Raw genomic sequence first — 21118 nt, forward strand, 5'->3', positions numbered from 1 at the left:
AAACCGCTCTTTTTTATTCCATAAAAGAAGTTATTTGACAGAATAAAACTGATTTTGAAAGCATAACTCTTAGCAAAGACAGGTAGTTTATAAAAAATTTAATGAATCATGCCGTCAGAAACAATAAAAATATGAATTCCATTACGAAATAGTCGCTAAAAAAGACAGGTCCTTCCCGGGATCTGAAGCGGCAATTAGTGAATTAAAAGAAAACAAAGCAAATACTGTATAACAAAGATATCCCGGATACCTGTCGCTTTGGTTGAAGCAGGGAAATAAATTTTGAATTTGAATCAGGCAGTTATTAAAAGGGGCCAAGAGGCCAGATTGTACGTTCCATGTGGTGCCCGGAGTCGGAATCGAACCGACACGAGGACAAGCCTCAACGGATTTTAAGTCCGTTGCGTCTACCTGTTCCGCCACCCGGGCAATAAAGGTAAAAAATCAAAAGAAATAATATCAGAAATTACATAAACTGTAAATAATTCCATCCAAAATATCATGCTCGCTGAGCATCAGCTTGTCTGCTTTAAAATAGCGCAGAAACGCCAACAGTATGGCAGTTCCCCCGATGATAATATCGGCTCTTTCGGGCTGAAGTCCTTTTATTTTTCTTCTTTCCTCAGAAGAAAGACCGGATAACATCCGGAAAATTCCCTTTATATCTTTTTCTGAAAGAATCAGGCCGTTTAATTTATCCCTTTCATATTTTTCCATTCCAAGGAAAATGCTTCCGAGTGAAGAAACAGTTCCTGCAACTCCGATTAAAAAAGCATTTTTATATGGTTCTGACTTGCCGAGATCATTTTGCAGGATTTTTTTGATAATGTCGCTCATTAAAGCAATTTCCGCAGTTCCCGGCCTATCTTCTTTTAAGTATTTTTCACTTATTGTCACACTGCCGAGTTCGATACTTTTTATACCGCTGATGCTGCAGTCAGACCGGCCCGACACTATCTCAATGCTTCCTCCGCCGATATCAAGAACGATTATTTTTTCTTTTTCTTTTTTGCCTCCCGTAAAGCCATTTCTGATCTGCCCAAAGGTTTTTTCGGTATTTGCAAGGCTTTTCACAACGCCTTTAAAAGCAAGCCTTGCTTCTTCTGTGCCGGAAATTACTTCAACCTCAAGCCCTGTCTTTTCGCTTACATATTCCACGAAATGACTGCTGTTTGAAGCTCTCCTGAGCACGCTTGTTCCCACAACTCTGATCTTTTCAACCTTATGCTGCCTGCACAGCTTGAGATATGAGGACAGGGCATTTACGGTTTTCGCCATGCTTTCTTTAAGTATAATATTGTCTGAACTTATATTTTTTCCGAGCCGTGTAATTATCATTTCCCGGACCAGTGTATTTATTCTGCTTCCGGAAAGCGAAGCTATGAGCAGGCGGGTGGAATTTGTACCGATATCTATTGCAGCTATATTTTTTGGCATTATCTTGTGTTTATGCAGGTTATTTGTTTATTTCCTTGTAATAAAGTATCCTGATGTTTTCCCACAGATTATTATTGGAATATACGGCATTATCAGCCATTATATGTTCGGTCTGCGATTCGTTTATCCGCTCGAGTTTGTCTATTTCATTTACCTGGTATATAACCTTGTCATCGATGGCAGTGTGTCCAAACTGCTTTAATGCTTCCATTTCTATATATTCTTCTTCATAAAGGCTTTTTTCGAGAGCAAGCAATTCAATATTATTGCCCCTTACTTCATTCAATTCAGCCTGAAGCTGCGTTATCTGGCTTCTTTTGGAAAACATGGAAATAATCGGATTAATAGATGAAAGAATGCAGATAATTATAAACAGGAAAAAGACAATACTTATTATATTAAGTTTCGCTTTCCTGGAAATACTGCTGATTACTTTTGTATTTCTGGCCATAATCTTACAAAATTGCTACATTTAACTTGTTTAAACTAACTATATTATTGCTATGTTTTTTCTACTTTAAGTAAATGATTATTTATGTAAATGTATTGTATATCAAATTAAAAAAATGTAAAGCACTAATTCTATTCATCTGACTTGATTTCATCCCATAATCTGTCCTTATGCTCAAGGGGAATGCTTTTAAATTCAAGATTCCTCTCTTTTGCAAGCTTTTCCATTGCATCAAATCTTTTAATGAATTTTCCGGAGGCAAGCCTCAGGGCATCTTCGCTGTCTATGTTCAGATGTCTGGAAAGATTAACTATGCTGAAAAGCAAATCTCCCAGCTCCATCATAACTTCACCGGAAGAGCCGGAAGCAGTCTTTCTGCCTTTTTCCGCTTTATCAGCTCCCTGCTTTTTTATGGCTTCATCAAGTTCAGCGACTTCCTCTTTTATTTTTTCAAGGACATCTTCCCTGTCATCCCAGTCAAAACCCAGTCTTGATGCCCTGCTTTGTACTTCATGGGCAAAATGAAGCGAGGGCATGATTTTGGGTATATCGTTGAAAATCGATTCAGTTTTTAAAGAATTGTTCTTCCTTTCAGCTTTCTTTATCTCTTCCCAGCTGGTCAGCACTTCCCCGGAATCCTTAAAGCTCTTATCTCCGAAAACATGTGGATGCCTTCTGTAAAGTTTGTTTATTATTTCTTTTAAAACATCGCTGATCTTAAATTCTTTTTTTTCTTCACCAATCTGGGAATGAAAGACTACCTGAAGCAGAACATCGCCGAGTTCCTCTTTCAGGGAATTCATGTCATTATTATCTATTGCTTCCGATGCTTCATAAGCTTCCTCTATCATATTGCGCTTGATTGAATCATGTGTCTGCTCTCTGTCCCAGACACATCCCTGAGGAGAACGCAGCACAGACATCATTTCCAGAAGAAACTCAAAAAGTTCGGCAGGGTTTTCACTTTCATCGGCTTTTTTAATATCTATATTCATAAAACCTGTATCCTGTTTGATGTCCGGATTATTATTTAAGTAGACGGTGTTATCAGCTGTTCTTCAACCGGGCTTTCGTTTTCCTGCCCTGATTCTGTAGTTCCGCTTTCCTGTGAATCTGCGCCGGTAGTTGTCGTGTCTGCATCCGGATTAAAAGCATCGCTATAGGTTATTTCTGATTTGTCCTTAAGATCAAGAATAAATTCTTTCCATTTCTCACTTTTCAGCTCTTTTAAGAGATATTCTTTTATCTGATCCTTTACTTCCGCAAACGGAACTATCGATTCAGGTTTTTTGTCAGTGACTTTTATGATATGAAAACCATAATCAGTCTCTACTATATCGCTGATTTCCCCTATATTAAGTTTGTAGGCAGCATCTTCAAATTCTGCAACAAGGTTCCCTTTTGGAAAATATCCCAGAGCACCGCCATTGGTATTTGTATTTTCATCTTCCGAATATCTGTTGGCAATGTTTTCAAAAGAATCTCCGTTTTCAATCTTTTCCTGTGCGGTTTTTATTTTTTCCAAAGCTTCTTCCTTTGTTTTCCGGGCGGTATCATTTTCACCAAACTTTACCAGTATATGGCTGACTTCTATCTGCTCCGGTGTTTTAAAAATCGTTTCTTTGTTTTCATCGTAGTATTTCTGCACTTCCTTATCTGTTACAGCAATATTTTCGGTAATTGATTCAAATATTTTTGAGCCAAGTATCTGGTCTTTCAGCCATACTCTCAGAAAATCTTCATTAATATTGTTGCTTGTCAGATACTTCTGAAAATCAGCCTCGCTTCCATACCGGTCCCGTATCACTTTGAACTCAATATCTATCTCTTTTTCCAAAACACTGATGTTATTTTCAGCACCGTATTTTTCCATTAGCTTATTGACGATAATGTAGTCTATTATCTGCCTTTCAATTATCTTAAGCTTATCCTTATTCTCTGCTTCAAAAATTTCAGGATTTGTAGTCTTCAGGGAAGCAGTATAGCTGTCCACCTCTTTCTGGGTTATCTTATAGCCGTTTACTTCGGCCAGTGATGATGAGCATGAAGATAAAGTCAGCAGCAACCCTGAAATTATAAAAATTATGATTAAAAACAGCACACTTTTTAGGATATTATTTTTCTTCACCATTAATATTTACCTTCTTTTTTTATATATATTTATCAATCACTAATTAATTTAACAACACAACAACATCATATATTGTTAGTTATATCTTTTAAGATTTCAAAAAGCTTGCCGGTATCTGATTTTGAATCTAAAAAATTTATTATAATAGATTTTTCTTTAAAATTATAACTTATATTTTTATTTTTTCTATTCAGCCTGAGCGCTTTTTCCCTGGAAGTTATAACAGGTTTGATTAATATGCCTTTTTTAGCAACATATCTTACCTTTTCAACAGATTTTTCCCTGAGCAGTATTTTTATTCTGGAAATATTAAACAGATTTTTCATAACATCCGGTAGCTCCCCGAATCTTTCATTGACTTTTTCTGATAAAAAATCAAGTTCTTCCATATTTTTTGCTTCAGAAAGGCCTTTATAAAGATTTATCCGTTCATTTTCATTTTTTATATAATTTTTGGGTATATATGCGCTTACAGGCAGGTCAATCAGAACATTGTTTTCTTTTTCGGGTTCATTTCCTTTGAGAGCTTCGATTTCCTCCCTTATTATTTCACAGTAAAGGTCAAAACCGACACTGCTCATATGTCCATGTTGATTTGCTCCGAGAAGTTCCCCTGCTCCCCTTATTTCCAGATCTTTTAATGCAATATTGTATCCTGAACCAAGAGCATTAAATTCTTCAAGGGCTTTCAGGCGTTCAAGAGCATTGAAAGTAAGGCTGTCACGCTCAGTATAAAAGAAATAGGCAAATGCTCTTTCCGATGACCTCCCGACTCTGCCTCTCAGCTGATAAAGTTGTGATAATCCAAACCTCTGTGCATTTTCAACTATCAGGGTATTTACATTGATGATATCCATTCCTGATTCTATTATAGATGTGGTAAGAAGTATGTCGTATTTTTTGTTTATGAAATCTTCCATAAGCTTCTCAATTTTCCTGCCCTCCAGTCTTCCGTGGGTTATCGCTATCCTTGCGGAAGGGACAAGTTTTTTAAGCTCAAAAGCAAGATGGTCTATACCTATTATGCGATTTGAAACATAATATATCTGTCCGCCTCGCTGCATTTCTCTTTCAATCGCATTTTTTATTATAAGATTGTTTCTGCGTCCCACAAAAGTTTTTATAGGGTGACGGTTTTCCGGATAAGTTTCGATAAGAACTATATCCTTTATCCCTATCAGCGACATATAAAGTGTTCTTGGTATCGGCGTTGCCGTCATGGTAAGGACATCTACCTGTTTCTTCAGTAATTTCAATTTTTCTTTTGCGTTTACCCCGAATCTTTGTTCCTCATCCACTATTATCAATCCAAGGTCTTTAGGCTGAATATCGTTTCCAAGAATACGGTGCGTACCTATAAGTATGTCTATCTGTCCTGCATTGAATCTGCTTATTATTTCTTTCTGAACAGCTTTTTTTCTGAAACGGCTTATGACATCGACAATGACAGGATAATTCCTGAACCTCGACTTAAAAGTATTGAAATGCTGGTCAGCAAGTATTGTCGTCGGTACCAGCATTAGGACCTGTTTGCCATTCTCGGCAGCTTTAAAAGCTGCTCTTATTGCAACTTCTGTCTTGCCGAAACCCACATCTCCGCACAGAAGAATGTCCATTGGTCTGGCTTCCTGCATTTTTTCCTTGACCGTATTTATTGCATCAAGCTGATCCCGGGTTTCATTAAAAGGAAATAAATCTTCTATTTCTTTCTGCCAGGGGCTGTCAGGCTGAAATGAAAAACCTTCTGCTGCCTCCCTTTGGGCATACAGTCTTGCAAGATCAAATGCTAATGTCTTTACTGATTTTCTTACTTTTGTTTTAAGACTGTCCCACTGCTTTGAATTAAGAGATGTAACAACGGGCTCGGAGTCTCCGATATATCTGTGAATTCTTTCAGCCTGCCATGTGGGAACATAAAGCTTGTCTCCGCGGGCATATTCAATCAAAAAATAATCTTTTTTTACTCCGTCGTTGGTTTCAGATACTATATCAATATACTTCCCTATGCCATGAGATTTGTGAACCACAAAATCACCGGGATTAAACTGGTTGAATCCTTTTGCTTTTATTTCATATATTTCATCACTTCTTCTATCCAGCTGCTCATAAATATCAAGCTCGCCATACAGTGAAATATTCCCGGATCTAAATCCTCTCAAGAGTCTTTTTGCAGACAGGCTGATTATCCTGAAGTCATCAGTATTTTCCCCGAGTTCCTCTGTGGTTTTAAAAGACAGATTATTTTCTGAGAACAGTTCCGATATTTTCTTAATTCTTTCATTATTATCCAGTGAAATGAAGACATTTCTTTTAAGGCTGATATCTTTTTTAATATTTTCCAGAAAGGAGCCCGGGTTACTGAAGTTCCGGGACTGGCTTTTAATTCTGCTAAATTCAAAATATTCCCCCAGGGGATCGCAGGGATTTCCGGAATTTAAGTTATATTTAAAATCAAAACTGCTGTTTTCAAAAAAATCACCGGGTATTAAAAAATTTCTGATCAAATCAATATCCTGCAGTAAAAGTTCATCTTTTCTGATATTAAGCGATTTTTCTATTAGATCTCTCTCGCTCTTTAACTTAAGATAAACCTCAACGGGCTCACATATTACAAGATTGAATTCACCGACAAATCTGCCGAATAGATCCGGCAGTGAATAATACTGCTGCGGCCCTGCATCTTCATCCGGGGTAAGGCTTCCTATTTTCCAGGGCTCATTATTGGGACTTATCTCATAATTATCAGCCTCATATAATCCGGCATAATTGCTGATATCAAAAAATATTATTTTTTCCAGAGTGTTGTCAAAGAAATCAAATCTTACAGGATTTACTGATGACAGGTCAAAGACATCTATGATATCACCTCTTACGCTGAATTCACCCTTGTCAAAAACCTTGCTTACCCTTTCATATCCAAGCTCTGTAATATCCCTGATTAATTCTTCCCTGTTATAATCCTTCCCTTTTTCCAGCCTTATTTCTGAAAAGTCCGAAAGATTTCCTGATGACATCAGGTTTATTATGGAGGCTGCGCTTGCAACTGTGACAAACGGATCATTTTTCTCTTTAAAATTCAGGATTCTTTTTATCACCGATAGTCTCTGCGAGACCTTTCCGGCATCTGCAGGTTTGTTCTTCAGGAAGATCCCTTCTCCTGCAGGCGGAAAATCCATAAAATATTTTCTGTCTGATATACAGTTAAAATCATCCAGCAGTTCAAGATTCTTATCGCCTGAGGAAGTAATGACAAGAGTCGGAATACGGGTATGACTGTATAGGCCGGCTATTATGTATGACCAGAGGTTTTCGTCGGCATATATATTTTTTTTATTGGAAATGGAAAAATCTTTCCATTCTTTTTGATTCAAAAACAGGTTTAATAACATTAAAATCTCTTATTGTAAAAATCCGGATAAAAATAAAGAATGAGATATCTTCTGGGTGCTAGCCGGGCAATATTCCATTATACTTGTTCATGCAATATTCAATTCCATAATCTATATAGTCAATTACTGATTCATATGCATTTTCGCAAAGAATTTCAAGCTCTTTCAGTTCCCGAATGTTGAATTTTTTCAGAACATAATCGGCAGCCTTTTTCTGTCCGGGCGGTCTTCCCACCCCGAATCTAAGCCTTTCAAAGCTTCTGTCTTTCAAATGGCTTGCAATGGATTCAAGTCCTTTGTGGCCTGCGGTTCCTCCGCCTTTTTTATATTTCATGACCCCGAACTCAAGATCTATATCATCATGAATGACGAGAATGTTCTTTATTTCTTCTTTAAAAAATCTTATAGCCATTGAAAGAGAAGAGCCGCTATCATTCATAAATGTTAGCGGCTTCAAAACAATTATTTTTTTGCCTTTAATATTTAAATAAGCAGTATTTGACTTGAATTTCCTGCTTCTCTGTATTTCACCGGCTCTGCTGATTAATTTGTCGGCAACCATAAAACCGACATTATGTCTTGTTAAAATATAATCTTTTCCTGGATTACCAAGTCCGGCAATCAAGATCATTCTTTTTCTTCTTTTTCAGCTTTTTCTTTCTTTATAACTTCAGGTTCTTCCTCTATTACATCTTCTTCAGCTACTTCTTCTTCCTCTTCCTTGAGCTCAGTTGCATAAGATAGGGAAACAACCACTTCTTCAGGATTGCTTAAAACTTTTATATTCTCACTCGCAACAAGATCCGAAACTCTCATGAGTTCCCCGATTTTAAGATTGGCAACATCAACAACAATATTTTCAGGGATGTCTCTGGGCAGACATGATATTTCCACTTCTTTCAGGTTATGCTGGATTACCCCACCTTCCTCTTTTACCCCAATCGCCTTGTCTTCGTTTTCAAGAATAATAGGTATGGTAATTGTAACTTCCTGCTCCATTTTGATTCTTATAAAATCAAGGTGCGAAAATTCCCTTGAAATAGGCTCTTTCTGAAAATCTTTAAGCAGCACTGAAATTTTTTTTGCTTTTTCGTCATCTTTCAGGCGAAGATCAAAAATGTAGCCTGATGCTCCTTTTCCTTTTATCAGATCTTTGAATTTTTTTGCTTCAACCTTGATATTTAAAGGCTCGTTTTTTAGTCCATATACTACGCCAGGTATATATCCTGATTTCCTGAGCCTGCCAGAAGAATTCTTCTTAAGCTCTTCAGGGCTTCTTTTATAAATATCGATTACTAAATTTTCCATTACAGGTTAACCTTTCACAATAAAATAAGTATAAAAAACTTTTATACCAGATTTTCTCCCTTAAACAAATCACTTACAGATTTGCAATCATAAACTTTTTTTATCGTTTTTGCAAGAAGATTAGCAATTGAAAGTACAACAATTTTTCCCCCACATACCGGGCTGTCGATAGGCATGGTATCAAGCACCACTATCTCTTCAGCCCTTGAAGATTGCAAAATCTCAATTGCAGAACCGGAAAAAACAGGATGAGTGGCGGCAGCATATACTTTTCTGGCACCATGATGAAGAAGAATATCTATGGCTTCCACAAGAGTTCCTCCTGTATCAATAAGGTCATCAAAAATAATTGCCTCCCTGTCTTCAACATCCCCGACTATGTGCTCTACAGCCGCAATATTATGCTCCGGTCTTCTTTTATCAAGTATGGCAAGTGGAAAACCAAGCTGTTTTGCAAGAATGCTCGCTCTTTTTACACCACCGACATCAGGGCTTACAATTACGCCGTTTTTTATATTTTTGTCGCGGAAATATTTTGCGATTATGGGACTCGCTGTAATATGGTCTACCGGCACATCAAAAAATCCCTGTATTGTTGCGGTATGAAGATCAGCAACTATCAGTCTGTCAGCGCCTGCAACCTGAAGCAAATCAGCAAGAAGTTTTGCCGTAATAGGCTCGCGACCTTCAGCTTTTTTATCCTGTCGGGCATATCCGTAATGCGGCATTACAACATTTATTATTCCTGCCGAAGCTCTTTTCAATGCATCAAGCATTATAAGAAGTTCCATAATATTGTCATTAACGGGAGGACTGCATGTCTGCATTAAAAAAACCTCGGCGCCTCTTACACTTTCATTGAATCTGACATAAATTTCGCCATTTCTGAATTTTTTTCTTTCAATTTTCCCTACTCCAATATTAAGATATTCAGCAACTTTTGCTGCAAGCTGCGGGGTTGATGAACCTGTAAAAAGCATCATTCTTTTATTAGCGAGATAATCTCTCATTTGCAAGCTCCTTCATTTTTTTCCTTCTCTTTTTTTGCTCTAAATTTTACTGCTCCACCCTCAATATTTACCTGTTTGCTCCTGGCTATTGCAAGAGCATCTTCCGGGACATTCTCGGTTATCACCGAACCTGCTGCAACAATGGCTCCGTTTCCGATTTCAACAGGCGGGACCAGCATGGTATCTGAACCTATGAAAACATCATTGCCGATTATTGTTCTGTTTTTTCTAAAGCTGTCATAGTTACAGGTCACAGAAGAGGCTCCTATATTGACATTCTGACCTATCTCGGCATCGCCGATATAGGTAAGGTGCGGTATCTTGCTGCTTCTGCCTATCTTGGATTTCTTGACTTCGCAAAAGCCTCCGATTTTGACTTTGTCATCAGTTACCGTACCGGGCCTTACATAAGTGAAAGGCCCAATATTGTTATTTTCCCCGAGTTTTGCTTCTATAAGGACTGTGGAATTAATAACAGTATTTTTACCGATATGGCAGTCATATAGCTGAGCAGACGGACCAATAATGCATCCGCTCCCAATTGTGGATTTTCCATATATAAAAGTATTGGGATGGATTATCACATCCCTTGAAATAACTACCTCGTCCCCGATATAAGCCGATTCAGGGTCAGTCATACTTACACCCGAAAACTTCATCAGTTCTTCGTTTATCCTTCTCTGCATTATTTTTGTAACCCCTGATAATGCAAGTCTGTCGTTTACCCCCAGCGCTTCCAGAGCATCTTCAGCTTTCAAAGCCGCTGCTTTGTGTCCGTCTTTTATCATTTCCTCAATTATGTCCGTCAGATAAAACTCGTTCTGGGAATTATCAGTTTTCAGTTTTTTCAAATAATCAAATAAAGCTGCTGCTTTGAAACAGTAAATTGAAGAATTGATCTCGCATATTTTCTTCTCACTGTCGCAGGCATCTCTTTCTTCAACTATTCTTATGACCTCGTCTTTTTCATTTTTTACAATCCTTCCATACCCGTAAGGATCTTCAATCATTGAAGAGAGAAGAGAACATGAAAGATTTTTATCGTGCTGACTGTCAATCAGTTTTTCAAGTGTTTTGCTCTTTATGAGCGGACTGTCACCGGGCAGAACCATCACATCATCCCAGTCGCTGTCATAATATTTCCTTACCATATTTACTGCATGTCCGGTTCCGAGCTGTTCTTCCTGAAAAACAGGTATCGCCATAGGAAAATTTTCATTCAGATATTTTTCAAGTTCTTCATGTCCGAATCCTGTCACGACATATACTCTGGATGGATTCAGTTTACAAGCTTCTTTTAAAACATAATGGATCATGGGTTTGTCGAGGATCCTGTGCAATACTTTTGGAGTATGGGAAAGCATTCTTTTGCCTTTTCCGGCAGCAAGCACCACTATTATAAGATTTTTACAAGCCTTCATATTAATCTATCAGTTATAATTGCCTGAATTCAAACAAACAGATTAGCATTTTAACAAAAAATATAAAATTACAAAAATTCTCCGCCTCCAATTTCTTTTGATATAATTCTAAAGCTTTCATCAAAAAAAATTGTCAGATAAATGAGATTATTGCATTTATTGCCAAGAACCTCTTTTCTTATCATAAAAGAGGAACCTGAAGGGGCTTCGTCACTTTCATAGACTCTGGAGAAATCACTTGTTTTTCTTAATCCCACACTTATTTCTTCACCACATCTTTTGCATCTTACGCCGATTCTGATAAAATTGTCTTCCCGGCTGGAAGGCTGTGCAAAAAAATTTTTAAATTTTTTTAAGAAAGATGCCATTTTCTTAAGAAAAACCCCGATTACTTAAATATTACAGTTTTTTTGGCTTAATATCTTTATTAGCCGTATCTTTTCATTTAAATAAAACAGAAACAGCAAACATCTGAAATTATACCAGATATATTTTAAATTTATTATGATTTTAAAAAAATAAAACAGGCATCTTATTTCATATTATTTAAAATCAAGAGTAATTTTTTCGCCCATTGTGAATTATCGCTTGCCTTTCAGTTAAATCCCGGCGCTTTGAGTGCTGCAAAAAGGATTTTCATGGACTGACATCTCTTTTTGCTTCAAGATCAAGAAGTTTCCTTTTTAGTGGTATGCCGCTTGAAAAATTACCTATATCTCCGTTTGACTTGATAACTCTGTGACATGGCACTATAAGTATTAACGGATTTTTACCAAGCGCATTTCCCACGGCTCTGTATGATTTTGGCTTTCCTGCCTGTCTGCAAACTTTTTCTGAAAGCTGTTTATAGCTTATTTTATTTCCATAATCTATTTCTTTTGCTTTATTCCAGACAGTCTGCTCAAACACGGTTCCTGTAAGAAAAAACGTTCTGATATCAATGTTTTTTCTTTTCCCGGATAAAAAATCACTTACAGCTGAACTGATCATGGAATTTTTCCTGTATTCCAGAACCGGATTATCATTATTTTTTCTTAATTTTTCCAGATAATTGTCAAAGTTATCTTTTCCAACACCAAGATAACAGATACTGGTTTTGCCGGGATCGCCATCAGGCAGGGAAGAATCATTTTTATAGATGCAGTAAAAATTTTCGTTCCCTGTTTTAAAATCAAAATAATTTAAATTCATATCAGCACTCAAATTCCTTTCTTGCTTTTATTCCATTTTCAAAAGCATGTTTTACCGGTTTCATTTCCGTAATCGTATCGGCAATTTTTATTGATTCGGCAGGCGCATAGGCACCGGTCAGTATCACGGCAAGATTATCGGGTTTTTGTAAAAGAAGGTCTACAGTAATCAGGCCTTTTTTTATTTTTTATAACATTCATCTTCAAGCATGTGATTTTTATGATTTCCCGATTATTGCTATTAAAATACTTTTTAAAAAATGAAAATTAAAATATATACAAAAAAAAGATATATTACTTCCGCTATTTCCACAACAGCCCCTATTGCATCTCCTGAAAGCCTGCCTATTCTTTTAATAAGAAACTTTCCCGCTGTTTCTGTGAAAAGCGCTATCATGAAAATTATTATCAGACTTTTTAATACAGGGATAAGCACAAACAACAGGCTGCTGTCGCTTACAGACAGGGAGGTATTTATAATTATGCTGCTGAAATTGTTGAATAGAAAATTTTCCTTTAGAAAATATCCCGCTGCTGCATTAGACAGTATGTAAAATACAGACAGATAAACAGTTGTGGCAAAAAAAGCCTTTTTATTTCCATTCCCAATAAAGATACCGGTAAGACTTCCTGAAGACGCATAACCTGAAAATCTTGCAAAATGAAAATTTATTGTCCATCTTGAAAGTAGAGGCATCATCGAAAAAAAAGCAGTGAAGTTAATAAGTTTTATTACATCAAATGAGGGCAGAGAAGAAAAGTAGCTTTGAATACTACTGCCGGTATTTCCTGTAATATCAGTGTTTTTCAGAAGTTCAATGCTTTCAGTGTTCCGGGATAAAATAATAAAAATAATATAGACGATAGCAATCTTGAAAACAAACAGGAAGACAAGCGAAATTACTCCGAAAGCTCCTATATCGCTTTTTTTCATGATTTCCGTTATTTTTTCTTTATTTTTTTTGCCTGAAAATATTCCATCGGAAGTATCGGCAAGGCCGTCAAGATGCATTCCTCCCGATAAGAAAACTTCAGCAAGAACTGCAATGATGATGCATAAAATCCCGGGGAATATAAAGCCGGCAATCCAGAAAACAAATGAACAGAGAAGTCCTATGATTAACCCGACAAGGGGGAAATAATACAGGATTTTATGGAATATTTTTTCATCAATATATGATTTTTCAGAAATCCTGAAGATTGTAAGAAAGCCAAGAGCATTTAAAAAGACTTTCACTTATTTAATCCTTATACTGTTTCCGGCAATAAAAAAATAAATTTCATCTGAAATTTCAGATATCATTATATTTATCATACCCATTATATCCCTGAATATTCTGCCCAGAGGGTATGAAGGAACGATTCCCATGCCGACTTCATTTGAGACAATTATGAATTCAATATTTTTTTCTTCTGAAATATTCCGGCACATTTCCAGAAATATGCTGAAAAATTCCTTTACTTCTTTTTCTGCCTGCTTTTCCAGTTTGTTGCTCACTATTTCAGACTCATCTATTTTAAATTTATGTATTATTCTGAAAAGCAGAATGGTTATGCAGTCAATTAAAACAACGTCATGCATGTTTTCAAGAATTTTATCAAATATTTTTTTCATGTCTTCCGGTGCAGGATGTCTTTTCTCAATTTCATATGTCTTCCATGTAGATGGTCGTCTCTTCCTGTGCGACGCTACTCTTTTCTTCATTTCATCATCTATTATTTCTGATGTCGCCAGATATGCGACATTCCGGGACATTTCCTGAGCCATCTTTTCGGCATAAGAACTTTTTCCGCTTCTGGCACCTCCCAGTAAAAAAAATATATTGCCCATATTAATCCTCGCTACTCATCTTGCTTTTTATTTGCGGCTGTTGATTTTTTATTCTGATTTTCCGGAAACCCTGGCTTCCGAAAATGTAGCCATTTCATTCATTATTCTGACAGATGCTTCAGCAAAACCCATCCCAAGCGCTGCTCCGGTTCCTTCTCCCAGTCTCATATCCAGATTAAATAATGGCTTAATCCCGAGTTCTGAAAGTATAACCGTATGCCCTTTTTCGACAGACTGATGGGAAGCAATCATGAAATGCCTGCTGTTCGGACATAATTTTAAAGCTATAAGAGCTCCTGCGCTTGAAATAAAACCGTCTATTACAACCGGGACTCTGTTTAATGATGCTCCGATAATCAGTCCTGCAATACCCCCTATTTCAAAACCGCCCACTTTGGAAAGAACATCAAGTGCGTCATCGGGATCGGGCTTGTTTATTTCTATTGCTTTTTTAATGACATTTACTTTATTTTGAAGTCCTTTTTCATCCAGTCCTGTCCCGCTGCCGGTGACCTCGGCAACATCGGCATTACAGAGAACAGCTGCGATTGCTGAGCTTGCAGTGGTGTTTCCTATTCCCATATCTCCTGTTCCTATGATATCAGTGCCGGTAATATGATTTGTACCGGTAATATGATTTGATTTTTTCCGGGAGGCAAAATTATACGTTTCCATGCCGTGGAGTATGCTCAGTATTGCTTCTTCTCTTGTCATGGCAGAGCCTTTTGCCATATTTCTTGTGCCGTAACCTATTTTTTTATTGATTAAAAAAGGATGTTCCTCAAAATCATAATTTACCCCCATGTCAACAACCATGACTCTGGCCCCTATATGATTTGCAAGAACATTGATTGCAGCTTTTCCGTTTAAAAAATTCTTCACCATCTGAGGAGTGACTTCCTTTGGATAGGCGCTTATTTTTTCATCGGTTACTCCGTGATCGGCTGCCATCGTGAATATGATCTTATTATCAAAACCGCCGACAAGCTTTCCGCTTATTCCGGCTATTTGTCTGGCAAGCTCTTCAAGCCTGCCAAGGCTACCCCTTGGCTTGGTGAGATCATCCAGTTTTTCCTGAGCCTGCTTTAATGCACCGCTGTCCAATGTTCCGACCCTGTTTATATTTTCTTCAAGCTGTGAAAAGAGTTTTTCTTCATTTTTACTATTATGAGAATTCATTTTTCCCTTTCTGATTATAACTGAAATTTCAAATAAAAAATCCCTGCTGCCCTTACATGAAAAGTAAAAACATCAAGGATTATAATGAATTACATATAATCCTTTCTCTTTCCACGAAGAAAGTCATATCTTTAAAAAAGGCAGGTCTTCTGGCTCTCGGTTTCTCCTACTCCCTGCACCTTCCCGCCTATATGATTATAAGCAGTGGCATATTGCATGTTTCGTCCCGATTACAGCGGCGGGCCCGCGTTCGATTTTAACGAACTTCCCTTTTAATTCCTTAATAAACCTTTTTTTAGATAATAAAATCAAAGAGCAATAATCTTTAACCGACAGTTATGCTTTTTAATAAATCAAATATTAGTTACTTGTAAACATTCTGTCAAAACAAGTTAATTTTAAACCTTTTAAATTATCTGCAGGTCTGCACTTTGCGGCAAAACCTGCAGATAGTGATTTAAATATTTATTTCTTTATATTATAGAAAGCTTTGATTCCGGGATACTGCGCTTCTTCGTCAAGTTCTTCTTCTATTCTGAGAAGCTGATTGTATTTTGCAACTCTGTCTGTCCTTGAGGGAGCTCCGGTTTTTATCTGGCCTGCATTGGTGCCTACCACAACATCGCATATTGTAGTATCTTCGGTTTCGCCTGAACGATGGGAAATGACTGCAGTATAGCCGGCTCTCTTAGCCATTTCAATTGCTTCCAGTGTTTCTGTAAGAGTGCCTATCTGGTTTAATTTTATAAGAATGGAATTTGTTACTCCCATTTTTATGCCTTTCCCCAGTCTTTTTGTATTTGTTACAAAAAGATCATCTCCGACCAGCTGTACCTTGCTGCCTATTTTGTCGGTAATCATTTTCCAGCCATCCCAGTCTTCTTCAGCCATACCGTCTTCAATCGAAATGATTGGATATTTTTCAACAAGTGAAGCATAGTAATCAACCATTTCAGAAATTGACAGGATTTTACCTTCACCCTCAAGATGGTATTTGTTATCCTTGAATAATTCTGTTGCCGCAGGGTCAAGAGCTATAAATATATCTTTTCCGGCTGCATATCCTGCCTGCTCAATTGCCCTCAGTATATATTTGATTGCATCTTCATTTGTTTTGAGATTGGGCGCAAATCCTCCTTCATCACCAACAGCTGTATTCAGACCGTCCTTTTTTAGAACAGATTTCAGCGTATGAAATACTTCGGCGCACATTCTGAGAGCTTCTGAAAAAGTAGCAGCCCCTGCAGGCATAACCATAAATTCCTGGAGGTCAACCGTGTTATCAGCATGTTTTCCGCCATTTAATATGTTCATCATCGGAACCGGAAGAGTGTGAGCATTTACTCCGCCGATATATTTATACAAAGGCATCTCAAGAGAAAAAGCAGCAGCTTTTGCAACTGACAGAGAAACGCCAAGAATTGCGTTTGCGCCGAATCTGGCTTTGTTTTCTGTTCCATCAAGATCAATCATCAGTTTATCTATAGTCCTCTGGTCAATTGCATCATATCCTTCCAGCTCAGGCGCAATATAATTATTGACATTCTCAACTGCTTTGAGAACACCTTTTCCAAGATATCTCTTATTGTCTCCGTCTCTTAATTCCACCGCTTCAAAAGCGCCTGTGGACGCTCCGGAAGGAACTGCGGCTCTTCCCACAGCTCCGCTTTCAAGCACTGTTTCGACCTCAACAGTGGGATTGCCCCTTGAATCAATTATTTCCCTTGCATGTACATCCAGTATGCTTGTATACTCACTCATTTTTTTCCTTTCAACATAATTTAAATACACTTATTTTCAGTTATTAAAAACAATATATTTTTTATTGTATTCAATATATTTTTTAAAAACACTTAATATTATCAAAAAAAGCAACTATTTCAAAATCAAAATAATAAATCCGGAAATATCTTTAAAGGTCTTTAAATTATAAATTATTTTTGACAAAAACTTATCGTAAAATATAATAAATTATCTATACATACTTATTCAATTAATATGAAAAATATGATTTTTTCATTTTTTACTGTTTTGAATTAATTTAAAAAAGATACCATTAATAATCTGAATGCCGAACCGGAAGAACAATAGTTTGGCATTATTTTCAACATCTTAAACAACAGGTGAAAGACATGTATAAAGCAAAGCATATAGCCGGGCATCATGAAAAAGCATTAAGAGTTTTTTATTGTTTTTTGGCAGCAATTCTGGTCTTTACCGGTATATCGCTTACCGCATGTAGCAGAGAGACAGTTTCGCCGGAAACAGTCAGTGTGGTAAAGAGCACTATTTCCCAAGTAATCGATGCAACCGGAAATGTAGATTCATCAGAATATAAGAATCTTTCAGTTCCGGCATCAGGCAGAGTAATAAAATCTGTCAAAAAAGGCGATTCGGTAAAAAAAGGAGAAATACTGATAGAAATTGACGACAGAAGAACCAAACTGCTTATAAGCCAGACTGAGGAAAACATTGCAATAGCTGAAAGTTCTCTTAAAATGGCAAAGCTTAATTATCAGAGTGCGCTTGATGCAAATCATATAGCAGTACAGCTTTCAAAAGATAATAATGATATGGCTTCCCAGTCTGTTAAAAGCGCGCTTACCGCTTTGGAAAATGCAAATAATCTTGGTTCAATATCGATACAGAATGCCGGTAATTCTCTTGCAGACGCGCAAAACTCATACAATCAGACAATAAGCCAGGCAAAAACTGCACTTGAACAGGCAAATTATCAGCTCATTACTGCAAAAAACAATGGTCTCACGGGGGTGGCTCTCGCGCAGTATGAATCAGCGGTAGCTAATGCACAGGCTTCTTATAATAGCGCGGTTGCAGCCGCTGAAGCATCAATAAATTCTGCCGCTTCAGCTGTCAGCCAGGCAGAAGCAAGCGCACGCTCCGGCAGCGAGAGCGCAGAAGAAGCATACAGGCAGGCACTCATCAGCCAGTCAGCAACCTACTGGAATACCATTGCCAGCATTGAGCAGGCTGAAAGCCAGATAAAAGCAGCTCTGGAAAGTATAAATACAGCAGAGATTCAGGTAAATATTGCCGGAATAAATCTAGATATAGCAAAACTTGACCTGGAAAACACAGCAATAAAAATGCCTTTTGACGGAATCGTGCAGAACATCAGTTTCACTGAAGGAGAATATCTTTCTCCGGGAATTTCTGCAGTTACCGTATTTAGCAATGAGCTTGAAGTAAAAACAAATATTGAAGAATCAGATATATCAAAAATAAAAACCGGCCAGAAAACAGAAATAACTTTCGATGCATTTCCGGATGAGGTTTTTGCGGGTGAAGTAAAAGAAATATCGAGAGTATCAAATAATCTTGCAGGAGTTATAACTTTTCCGGTTACAATAGAAATTACTGACGAAAAAAAAGATTTGCTGATGCACGGAATAAGTGCAAATATAACAATTTTCATAAGGGAGAAAAGCGATATTCTTGTAGTTCCTTCAATAAGCATTTTTGAGGAAAACGGAAAAAGTTTTGTTTATATGTATGATCCTTCACTGAAGGAAGGGTTTACGATAAAAGAAGTAAAAACCGGTGTGAGCGACTTTGAAAACACTGAAATAGTATCAGGATTAAGCGAGGGGGAAGAAATATTTCTTGTAAAGCCTGAGAGTGAAAGAACAAATATTTTTTCCGGATAATAAATTTTAATATTATATAAATAAGAATAAAGCTACTTATTCATCTGGAACATGCAAAACGGTATGATGCCGGACGATTTTTGTAAAATGAGATATGCAGATCGGAATATGGCAAAAAACATTATAAAAATTAAACAGATAACCAAAACCTACAGGCTGGGAAAAATACAGGTAAAAGCTTTGAGAGGCATTGATCTTGATATAAATGAAGGTGAATTTGTATCAATAATGGGACCTTCAGGCTCAGGCAAATCAACATTGATGAATCTTATCGGGTGTCTTGATGCCCCTACTTCCGGCAGATATTATCTGGAAGACACTGACGTAAGCAAGCTCAATGATAATCAGCTTGCAGCTATAAGAAACAGCAAGGTCGGATTTGTTTTTCAGACCTTTAATCTGCTTCCGAGACTAAGCACATTTCAGAATGTCGAGCTTCCCACTATATATTTTTCAAAAAAGATAGCAAACAAAAGCAGGAAAATATATGACTACATAACGTCTGTCGGTCTGAAAGGCAAAGAAAAGAACAAACCTAATGAACTTTCGGGCGGAGAAAGACAGAGAGTAGCAATAGCGCGGGCATTAATAAACGATCCTACAATAATTCTTGCTGACGAGCCCACAGGCAATCTTGATTCCAGAACCGGTGAAGAAATAATGGCAATATTTCAGCAGCTAAACAAAGAAGGAAAAACAATAATACTTGTAACACACGAACTTGATATTGCACATCATACAGAAAGAATCATATATCTCAGAGACGGAATGATAATAAAAGAAGAAAAAGTAGACAAACCTGTAAATGCACGCGAGCTGCTGGAAAAAATGCCAAAGATAGAAGATAAAATAAATTCGGGAGCTTAAAAATGGGTTCCTTCAGTGAAAATATAAAAATAGCTTTTCAGTCTCTTTTTTTAAACAAACTGAGATCCGTTCTGACGATGCTTGGCATTATTATCGGCGTCGGTGCGGTTGTTGCCGTAATGTCTATCGGTTCCGGAGCACAAGATTCAGTCATAGCAAGCATTCAGGGAATAGGCTCTAATCTTATAATTATTATTCCCGGAAGCTCACAGGAAGACATGGGAGCATTAAATCAGTTCAGCACAGCAAATAAAGAATCTCTTAAACTTGAGGACGTGGAAGCAATAAAAAAATATTCAAGGCATGTCAGAGGAGTAATCCCTGTAATCTTAAGTGCGGCTCCTGTCACATATTTTAACAAAGGAATAAATGCTTCCGTCTATGCCTCCAGCGAAGATGCCGAGAAAGTATATAATTTTGAGATTGAAAGAGGCAAATTTTTCTCAAAAAGCGATGTTGCAAATTCAGCTAATGTCGCTTGTATCGGCCCTACCGTTTCAGACAAACTTTTCGGAGATGAAGATCCTCTGGGAAAGACAATGAAAGTAATGGGCAGGAATTTCAAGATAATAGGAACCATAAAATCAAAAGGAACCAATATGTTCGGCCAGGATCAGGATAATGCTATGGCTGTTCCAATAACAACTGCCATGAACAAGCTTTACGGCCAGAAATATCTCAGCATGATAATAGCAGATACGGAAACTGAAAAAGATATTGATATTGCAAGTGAAGAAATAATAAGGATTTTGAGAAAACAGCATGGCCTTAAAGGCAGCGATAAAAATGATTTTTCCATTCAGAGCCAGACAGAGATACTTGAAGCTTTAAGCACTGTAACAAATATTTTCACCATTACAATCGGAAGCATAGCCGCCATATCGCTGCTTGTGGGAGGCATCGGGATTATGAATATAATGCTTGTATCTGTTACAGAAAGAACCAGAGAGATCGGTATCAGAAAAGCAATAGGGGCAAAAAACAGGGATATACTTATTCAGTTTCTGACAGAAAGCGTTGTGTTAAGTATGAGCGGCGGAATAATGGGTATAATATTTGCAGGGATAATAGCCCTTGTTTTAAACAGATATTCCCCCATTGCCGCAACAATTTCACCTTTTTCGATACTGCTTGCTGTTTCTTTCTCCACTTTTGTAGGCTTGTTTTTTGGAATATATCCGGCGATGCGTGCTGCCGGACTTAATCCAATAGAAGCGCTGAGATTTGAATAATATT

At 37.2% G+C, this 21118-nt stretch carries 19 protein-coding genes, 1 tRNA gene and 1 riboswitch; of the genes, 3 read left to right on the top strand and 17 right to left on the bottom strand.

The window, feature by feature from the left end; genetic code table 11:
- Positions 1 to 341: 341 nt before the first annotated feature.
- The 17 genes from GXZ93_05210 to eno form a co-directional block, all read right to left on the bottom strand.
- Positions 342 to 429 (bottom strand) — tRNA-Leu (locus GXZ93_05210).
- A 30-nt stretch (positions 430 to 459) separates the two neighbouring features.
- A complete protein-coding gene (locus GXZ93_05215) occupies positions 460 to 1437 on the bottom strand; it encodes a Ppx/GppA family phosphatase (protein ID HHT79180.1) in 978 nt (325 codons plus the stop codon).
- A 19-nt stretch (positions 1438 to 1456) separates the two neighbouring features.
- The gene (locus GXZ93_05220; GenBank protein ID HHT79181.1) at positions 1457 to 1888 is read right to left on the bottom strand and encodes a hypothetical protein; all 432 of its coding nucleotides are present in this window, start codon (positions 1886 to 1888) and stop codon (positions 1457 to 1459) included.
- A gap of 131 nt (positions 1889 to 2019) precedes the next feature.
- Positions 2020 to 2883, bottom strand: a complete 864-nt coding sequence (gene mazG / locus GXZ93_05225; GenBank protein HHT79182.1) for a nucleoside triphosphate pyrophosphohydrolase — start codon at positions 2881 to 2883, stop codon at positions 2020 to 2022.
- Positions 2884 to 2918: 35 nt separating this feature from the next.
- Positions 2919 to 4019 (bottom strand): hypothetical protein, encoded by a 1101-nt coding sequence (locus GXZ93_05230; GenBank protein ID HHT79183.1) that lies wholly within the window; start codon positions 4017 to 4019, stop codon positions 2919 to 2921.
- A gap of 65 nt (positions 4020 to 4084) precedes the next feature.
- On the bottom strand, positions 4085 to 7408 hold the full coding sequence (gene mfd, locus GXZ93_05235) for a transcription-repair coupling factor (protein ID HHT79184.1): 3324 nt from the start codon (positions 7406 to 7408) through the stop codon (positions 4085 to 4087).
- 58 nt (positions 7409 to 7466) lie between these two features.
- Positions 7467 to 8039 (bottom strand): aminoacyl-tRNA hydrolase, encoded by a 573-nt coding sequence (locus GXZ93_05240; GenBank protein ID HHT79185.1) that lies wholly within the window; start codon positions 8037 to 8039, stop codon positions 7467 to 7469.
- A complete protein-coding gene (locus tag GXZ93_05245) occupies positions 8036 to 8716 on the bottom strand; it encodes a 50S ribosomal protein L25 (protein ID HHT79186.1) in 681 nt (226 codons plus the stop codon). Before GXZ93_05245 ends, GXZ93_05240 begins: the two co-directional genes overlap by 4 nt.
- Positions 8717 to 8757: 41 nt before the next feature.
- On the bottom strand, positions 8758 to 9726 hold the full coding sequence (locus GXZ93_05250) for a ribose-phosphate pyrophosphokinase (GenBank protein ID HHT79187.1): 969 nt from the start codon (positions 9724 to 9726) through the stop codon (positions 8758 to 8760).
- Positions 9723 to 11147 carry a bifunctional UDP-N-acetylglucosamine diphosphorylase/glucosamine-1-phosphate N-acetyltransferase GlmU gene (glmU, locus tag GXZ93_05255; protein ID HHT79188.1) on the bottom strand — a complete coding sequence of 475 codons (1425 nt, stop codon included), beginning with the start codon at positions 11145 to 11147 and terminating at the stop codon, positions 9723 to 9725. The genes GXZ93_05250 and glmU overlap by 4 nt, the downstream gene beginning before the upstream one ends.
- Positions 11148 to 11215: 68 nt before the next feature.
- Positions 11216 to 11515 carry a hypothetical protein gene (locus GXZ93_05260; GenBank protein ID HHT79189.1) on the bottom strand — a complete coding sequence of 100 codons (300 nt, stop codon included), beginning with the start codon at positions 11513 to 11515 and terminating at the stop codon, positions 11216 to 11218.
- A 268-nt stretch (positions 11516 to 11783) separates the two neighbouring features.
- Positions 11784 to 12338: a methylated-DNA--[protein]-cysteine S-methyltransferase gene (locus GXZ93_05265; GenBank protein ID HHT79190.1), complete on the bottom strand. Its 555-nt coding sequence runs from the start codon at positions 12336 to 12338 to the stop codon at positions 11784 to 11786.
- A 1-nt stretch (position 12339) separates the two neighbouring features.
- Positions 12340 to 12522 carry a cob(I)yrinic acid a,c-diamide adenosyltransferase gene (locus GXZ93_05270; GenBank protein ID HHT79191.1) on the bottom strand — a complete coding sequence of 61 codons (183 nt, stop codon included), beginning with the start codon at positions 12520 to 12522 and terminating at the stop codon, positions 12340 to 12342.
- A 68-nt stretch (positions 12523 to 12590) separates the two neighbouring features.
- A complete protein-coding gene (locus tag GXZ93_05275; GenBank protein HHT79192.1) occupies positions 12591 to 13574 on the bottom strand; it encodes an adenosylcobinamide-GDP ribazoletransferase in 984 nt (327 codons plus the stop codon).
- Entirely contained in the window at positions 13575 to 14168 is a 594-nt protein-coding gene (cobU, locus tag GXZ93_05280) for a bifunctional adenosylcobinamide kinase/adenosylcobinamide-phosphate guanylyltransferase (GenBank protein HHT79193.1), read from the bottom strand. It lies immediately after the preceding gene.
- A gap of 48 nt (positions 14169 to 14216) precedes the next feature.
- Positions 14217 to 15347 (bottom strand): nicotinate-nucleotide--dimethylbenzimidazole phosphoribosyltransferase, encoded by a 1131-nt coding sequence (gene cobT / locus GXZ93_05285; GenBank protein ID HHT79194.1) that lies wholly within the window; start codon positions 15345 to 15347, stop codon positions 14217 to 14219.
- A 121-nt stretch (positions 15348 to 15468) separates the two neighbouring features.
- Positions 15469 to 15655, bottom strand: a riboswitch (cobalamin riboswitch).
- A 157-nt stretch (positions 15656 to 15812) separates the two neighbouring features.
- Positions 15813 to 17108, bottom strand: a complete 1296-nt coding sequence (gene eno, locus GXZ93_05290) for a phosphopyruvate hydratase (GenBank protein ID HHT79195.1) — start codon at positions 17106 to 17108, stop codon at positions 15813 to 15815.
- A gap of 371 nt (positions 17109 to 17479) precedes the next feature.
- Here eno and GXZ93_05295 point away from each other — a divergent pair, with 371 nt between their 5' ends.
- The 3 genes from GXZ93_05295 (at position 17480) to GXZ93_05305 (ending at position 21114) form a co-directional block, all read left to right on the top strand.
- Positions 17480 to 19015: an efflux RND transporter periplasmic adaptor subunit gene (locus tag GXZ93_05295; GenBank protein ID HHT79196.1), complete on the top strand. Its 1536-nt coding sequence runs from the start codon at positions 17480 to 17482 to the stop codon at positions 19013 to 19015.
- A 108-nt stretch (positions 19016 to 19123) separates the two neighbouring features.
- Entirely contained in the window at positions 19124 to 19882 is a 759-nt protein-coding gene (locus GXZ93_05300; GenBank protein ID HHT79197.1) for an ABC transporter ATP-binding protein, read from the top strand.
- A gap of 2 nt (positions 19883 to 19884) precedes the next feature.
- On the top strand, positions 19885 to 21114 hold the full coding sequence (locus tag GXZ93_05305) for an FtsX-like permease family protein (GenBank protein HHT79198.1): 1230 nt from the start codon (positions 19885 to 19887) through the stop codon (positions 21112 to 21114).
- Positions 21115 to 21118 lie beyond the last annotated feature (4 nt).

It is taken from the genome of Actinomycetota bacterium (assembly GCA_012837825.1).
Taxonomy (GTDB): domain Bacteria; phylum Actinomycetota; class Humimicrobiia; order Humimicrobiales; family Humimicrobiaceae; genus Humimicrobium.

Bases quoted from the DNA above. Each gene is read 5' to 3' on its own strand.
- GXZ93_05215 (HHT79180.1), bottom strand. From the start codon at position 1,437: ATGCCAAAAAATATAGCTGCAATAGATATCGGTACAAATTCCACCCGC.
- GXZ93_05220 (HHT79181.1), bottom strand. From the start codon at position 1,888: ATGGCCAGAAATACAAAAGTAATCAGCAGTATTTCCAGGAAAGCGAAA.
- mazG (HHT79182.1), bottom strand. From the start codon at position 2,883: ATGAATATAGATATTAAAAAAGCCGATGAAAGTGAAAACCCTGCCGAA.
- GXZ93_05230 (HHT79183.1), bottom strand. From the start codon at position 4,019: ATGGTGAAGAAAAATAATATCCTAAAAAGTGTGCTGTTTTTAATCATA.
- mfd (HHT79184.1), bottom strand. From the start codon at position 7,408: ATGTTATTAAACCTGTTTTTGAATCAAAAAGAATGGAAAGATTTTTCC.
- GXZ93_05240 (HHT79185.1), bottom strand. From the start codon at position 8,039: ATGATCTTGATTGCCGGACTTGGTAATCCAGGAAAAGATTATATTTTA.
- GXZ93_05245 (HHT79186.1), bottom strand. From the start codon at position 8,716: ATGGAAAATTTAGTAATCGATATTTATAAAAGAAGCCCTGAAGAGCTT.
- GXZ93_05250 (HHT79187.1), bottom strand. From the start codon at position 9,726: ATGAGAGATTATCTCGCTAATAAAAGAATGATGCTTTTTACAGGTTCA.
- glmU (HHT79188.1), bottom strand. From the start codon at position 11,147: ATGAAGGCTTGTAAAAATCTTATAATAGTGGTGCTTGCTGCCGGAAAA.
- GXZ93_05260 (HHT79189.1), bottom strand. From the start codon at position 11,515: ATGGCATCTTTCTTAAAAAAATTTAAAAATTTTTTTGCACAGCCTTCC.
- GXZ93_05265 (HHT79190.1), bottom strand. From the start codon at position 12,338: ATGAATTTAAATTATTTTGATTTTAAAACAGGGAACGAAAATTTTTAC.
- cobU (HHT79193.1), bottom strand. From the start codon at position 14,168: ATGGGCAATATATTTTTTTTACTGGGAGGTGCCAGAAGCGGAAAAAGT.
- cobT (HHT79194.1), bottom strand. From the start codon at position 15,347: ATGAATTCTCATAATAGTAAAAATGAAGAAAAACTCTTTTCACAGCTT.
- eno (HHT79195.1), bottom strand. From the start codon at position 17,108: ATGAGTGAGTATACAAGCATACTGGATGTACATGCAAGGGAAATAATT.
- GXZ93_05295 (HHT79196.1), top strand. From the start codon at position 17,480: ATGTATAAAGCAAAGCATATAGCCGGGCATCATGAAAAAGCATTAAGA.
- GXZ93_05300 (HHT79197.1), top strand. From the start codon at position 19,124: ATGGCAAAAAACATTATAAAAATTAAACAGATAACCAAAACCTACAGG.
- GXZ93_05305 (HHT79198.1), top strand. From the start codon at position 19,885: ATGGGTTCCTTCAGTGAAAATATAAAAATAGCTTTTCAGTCTCTTTTT.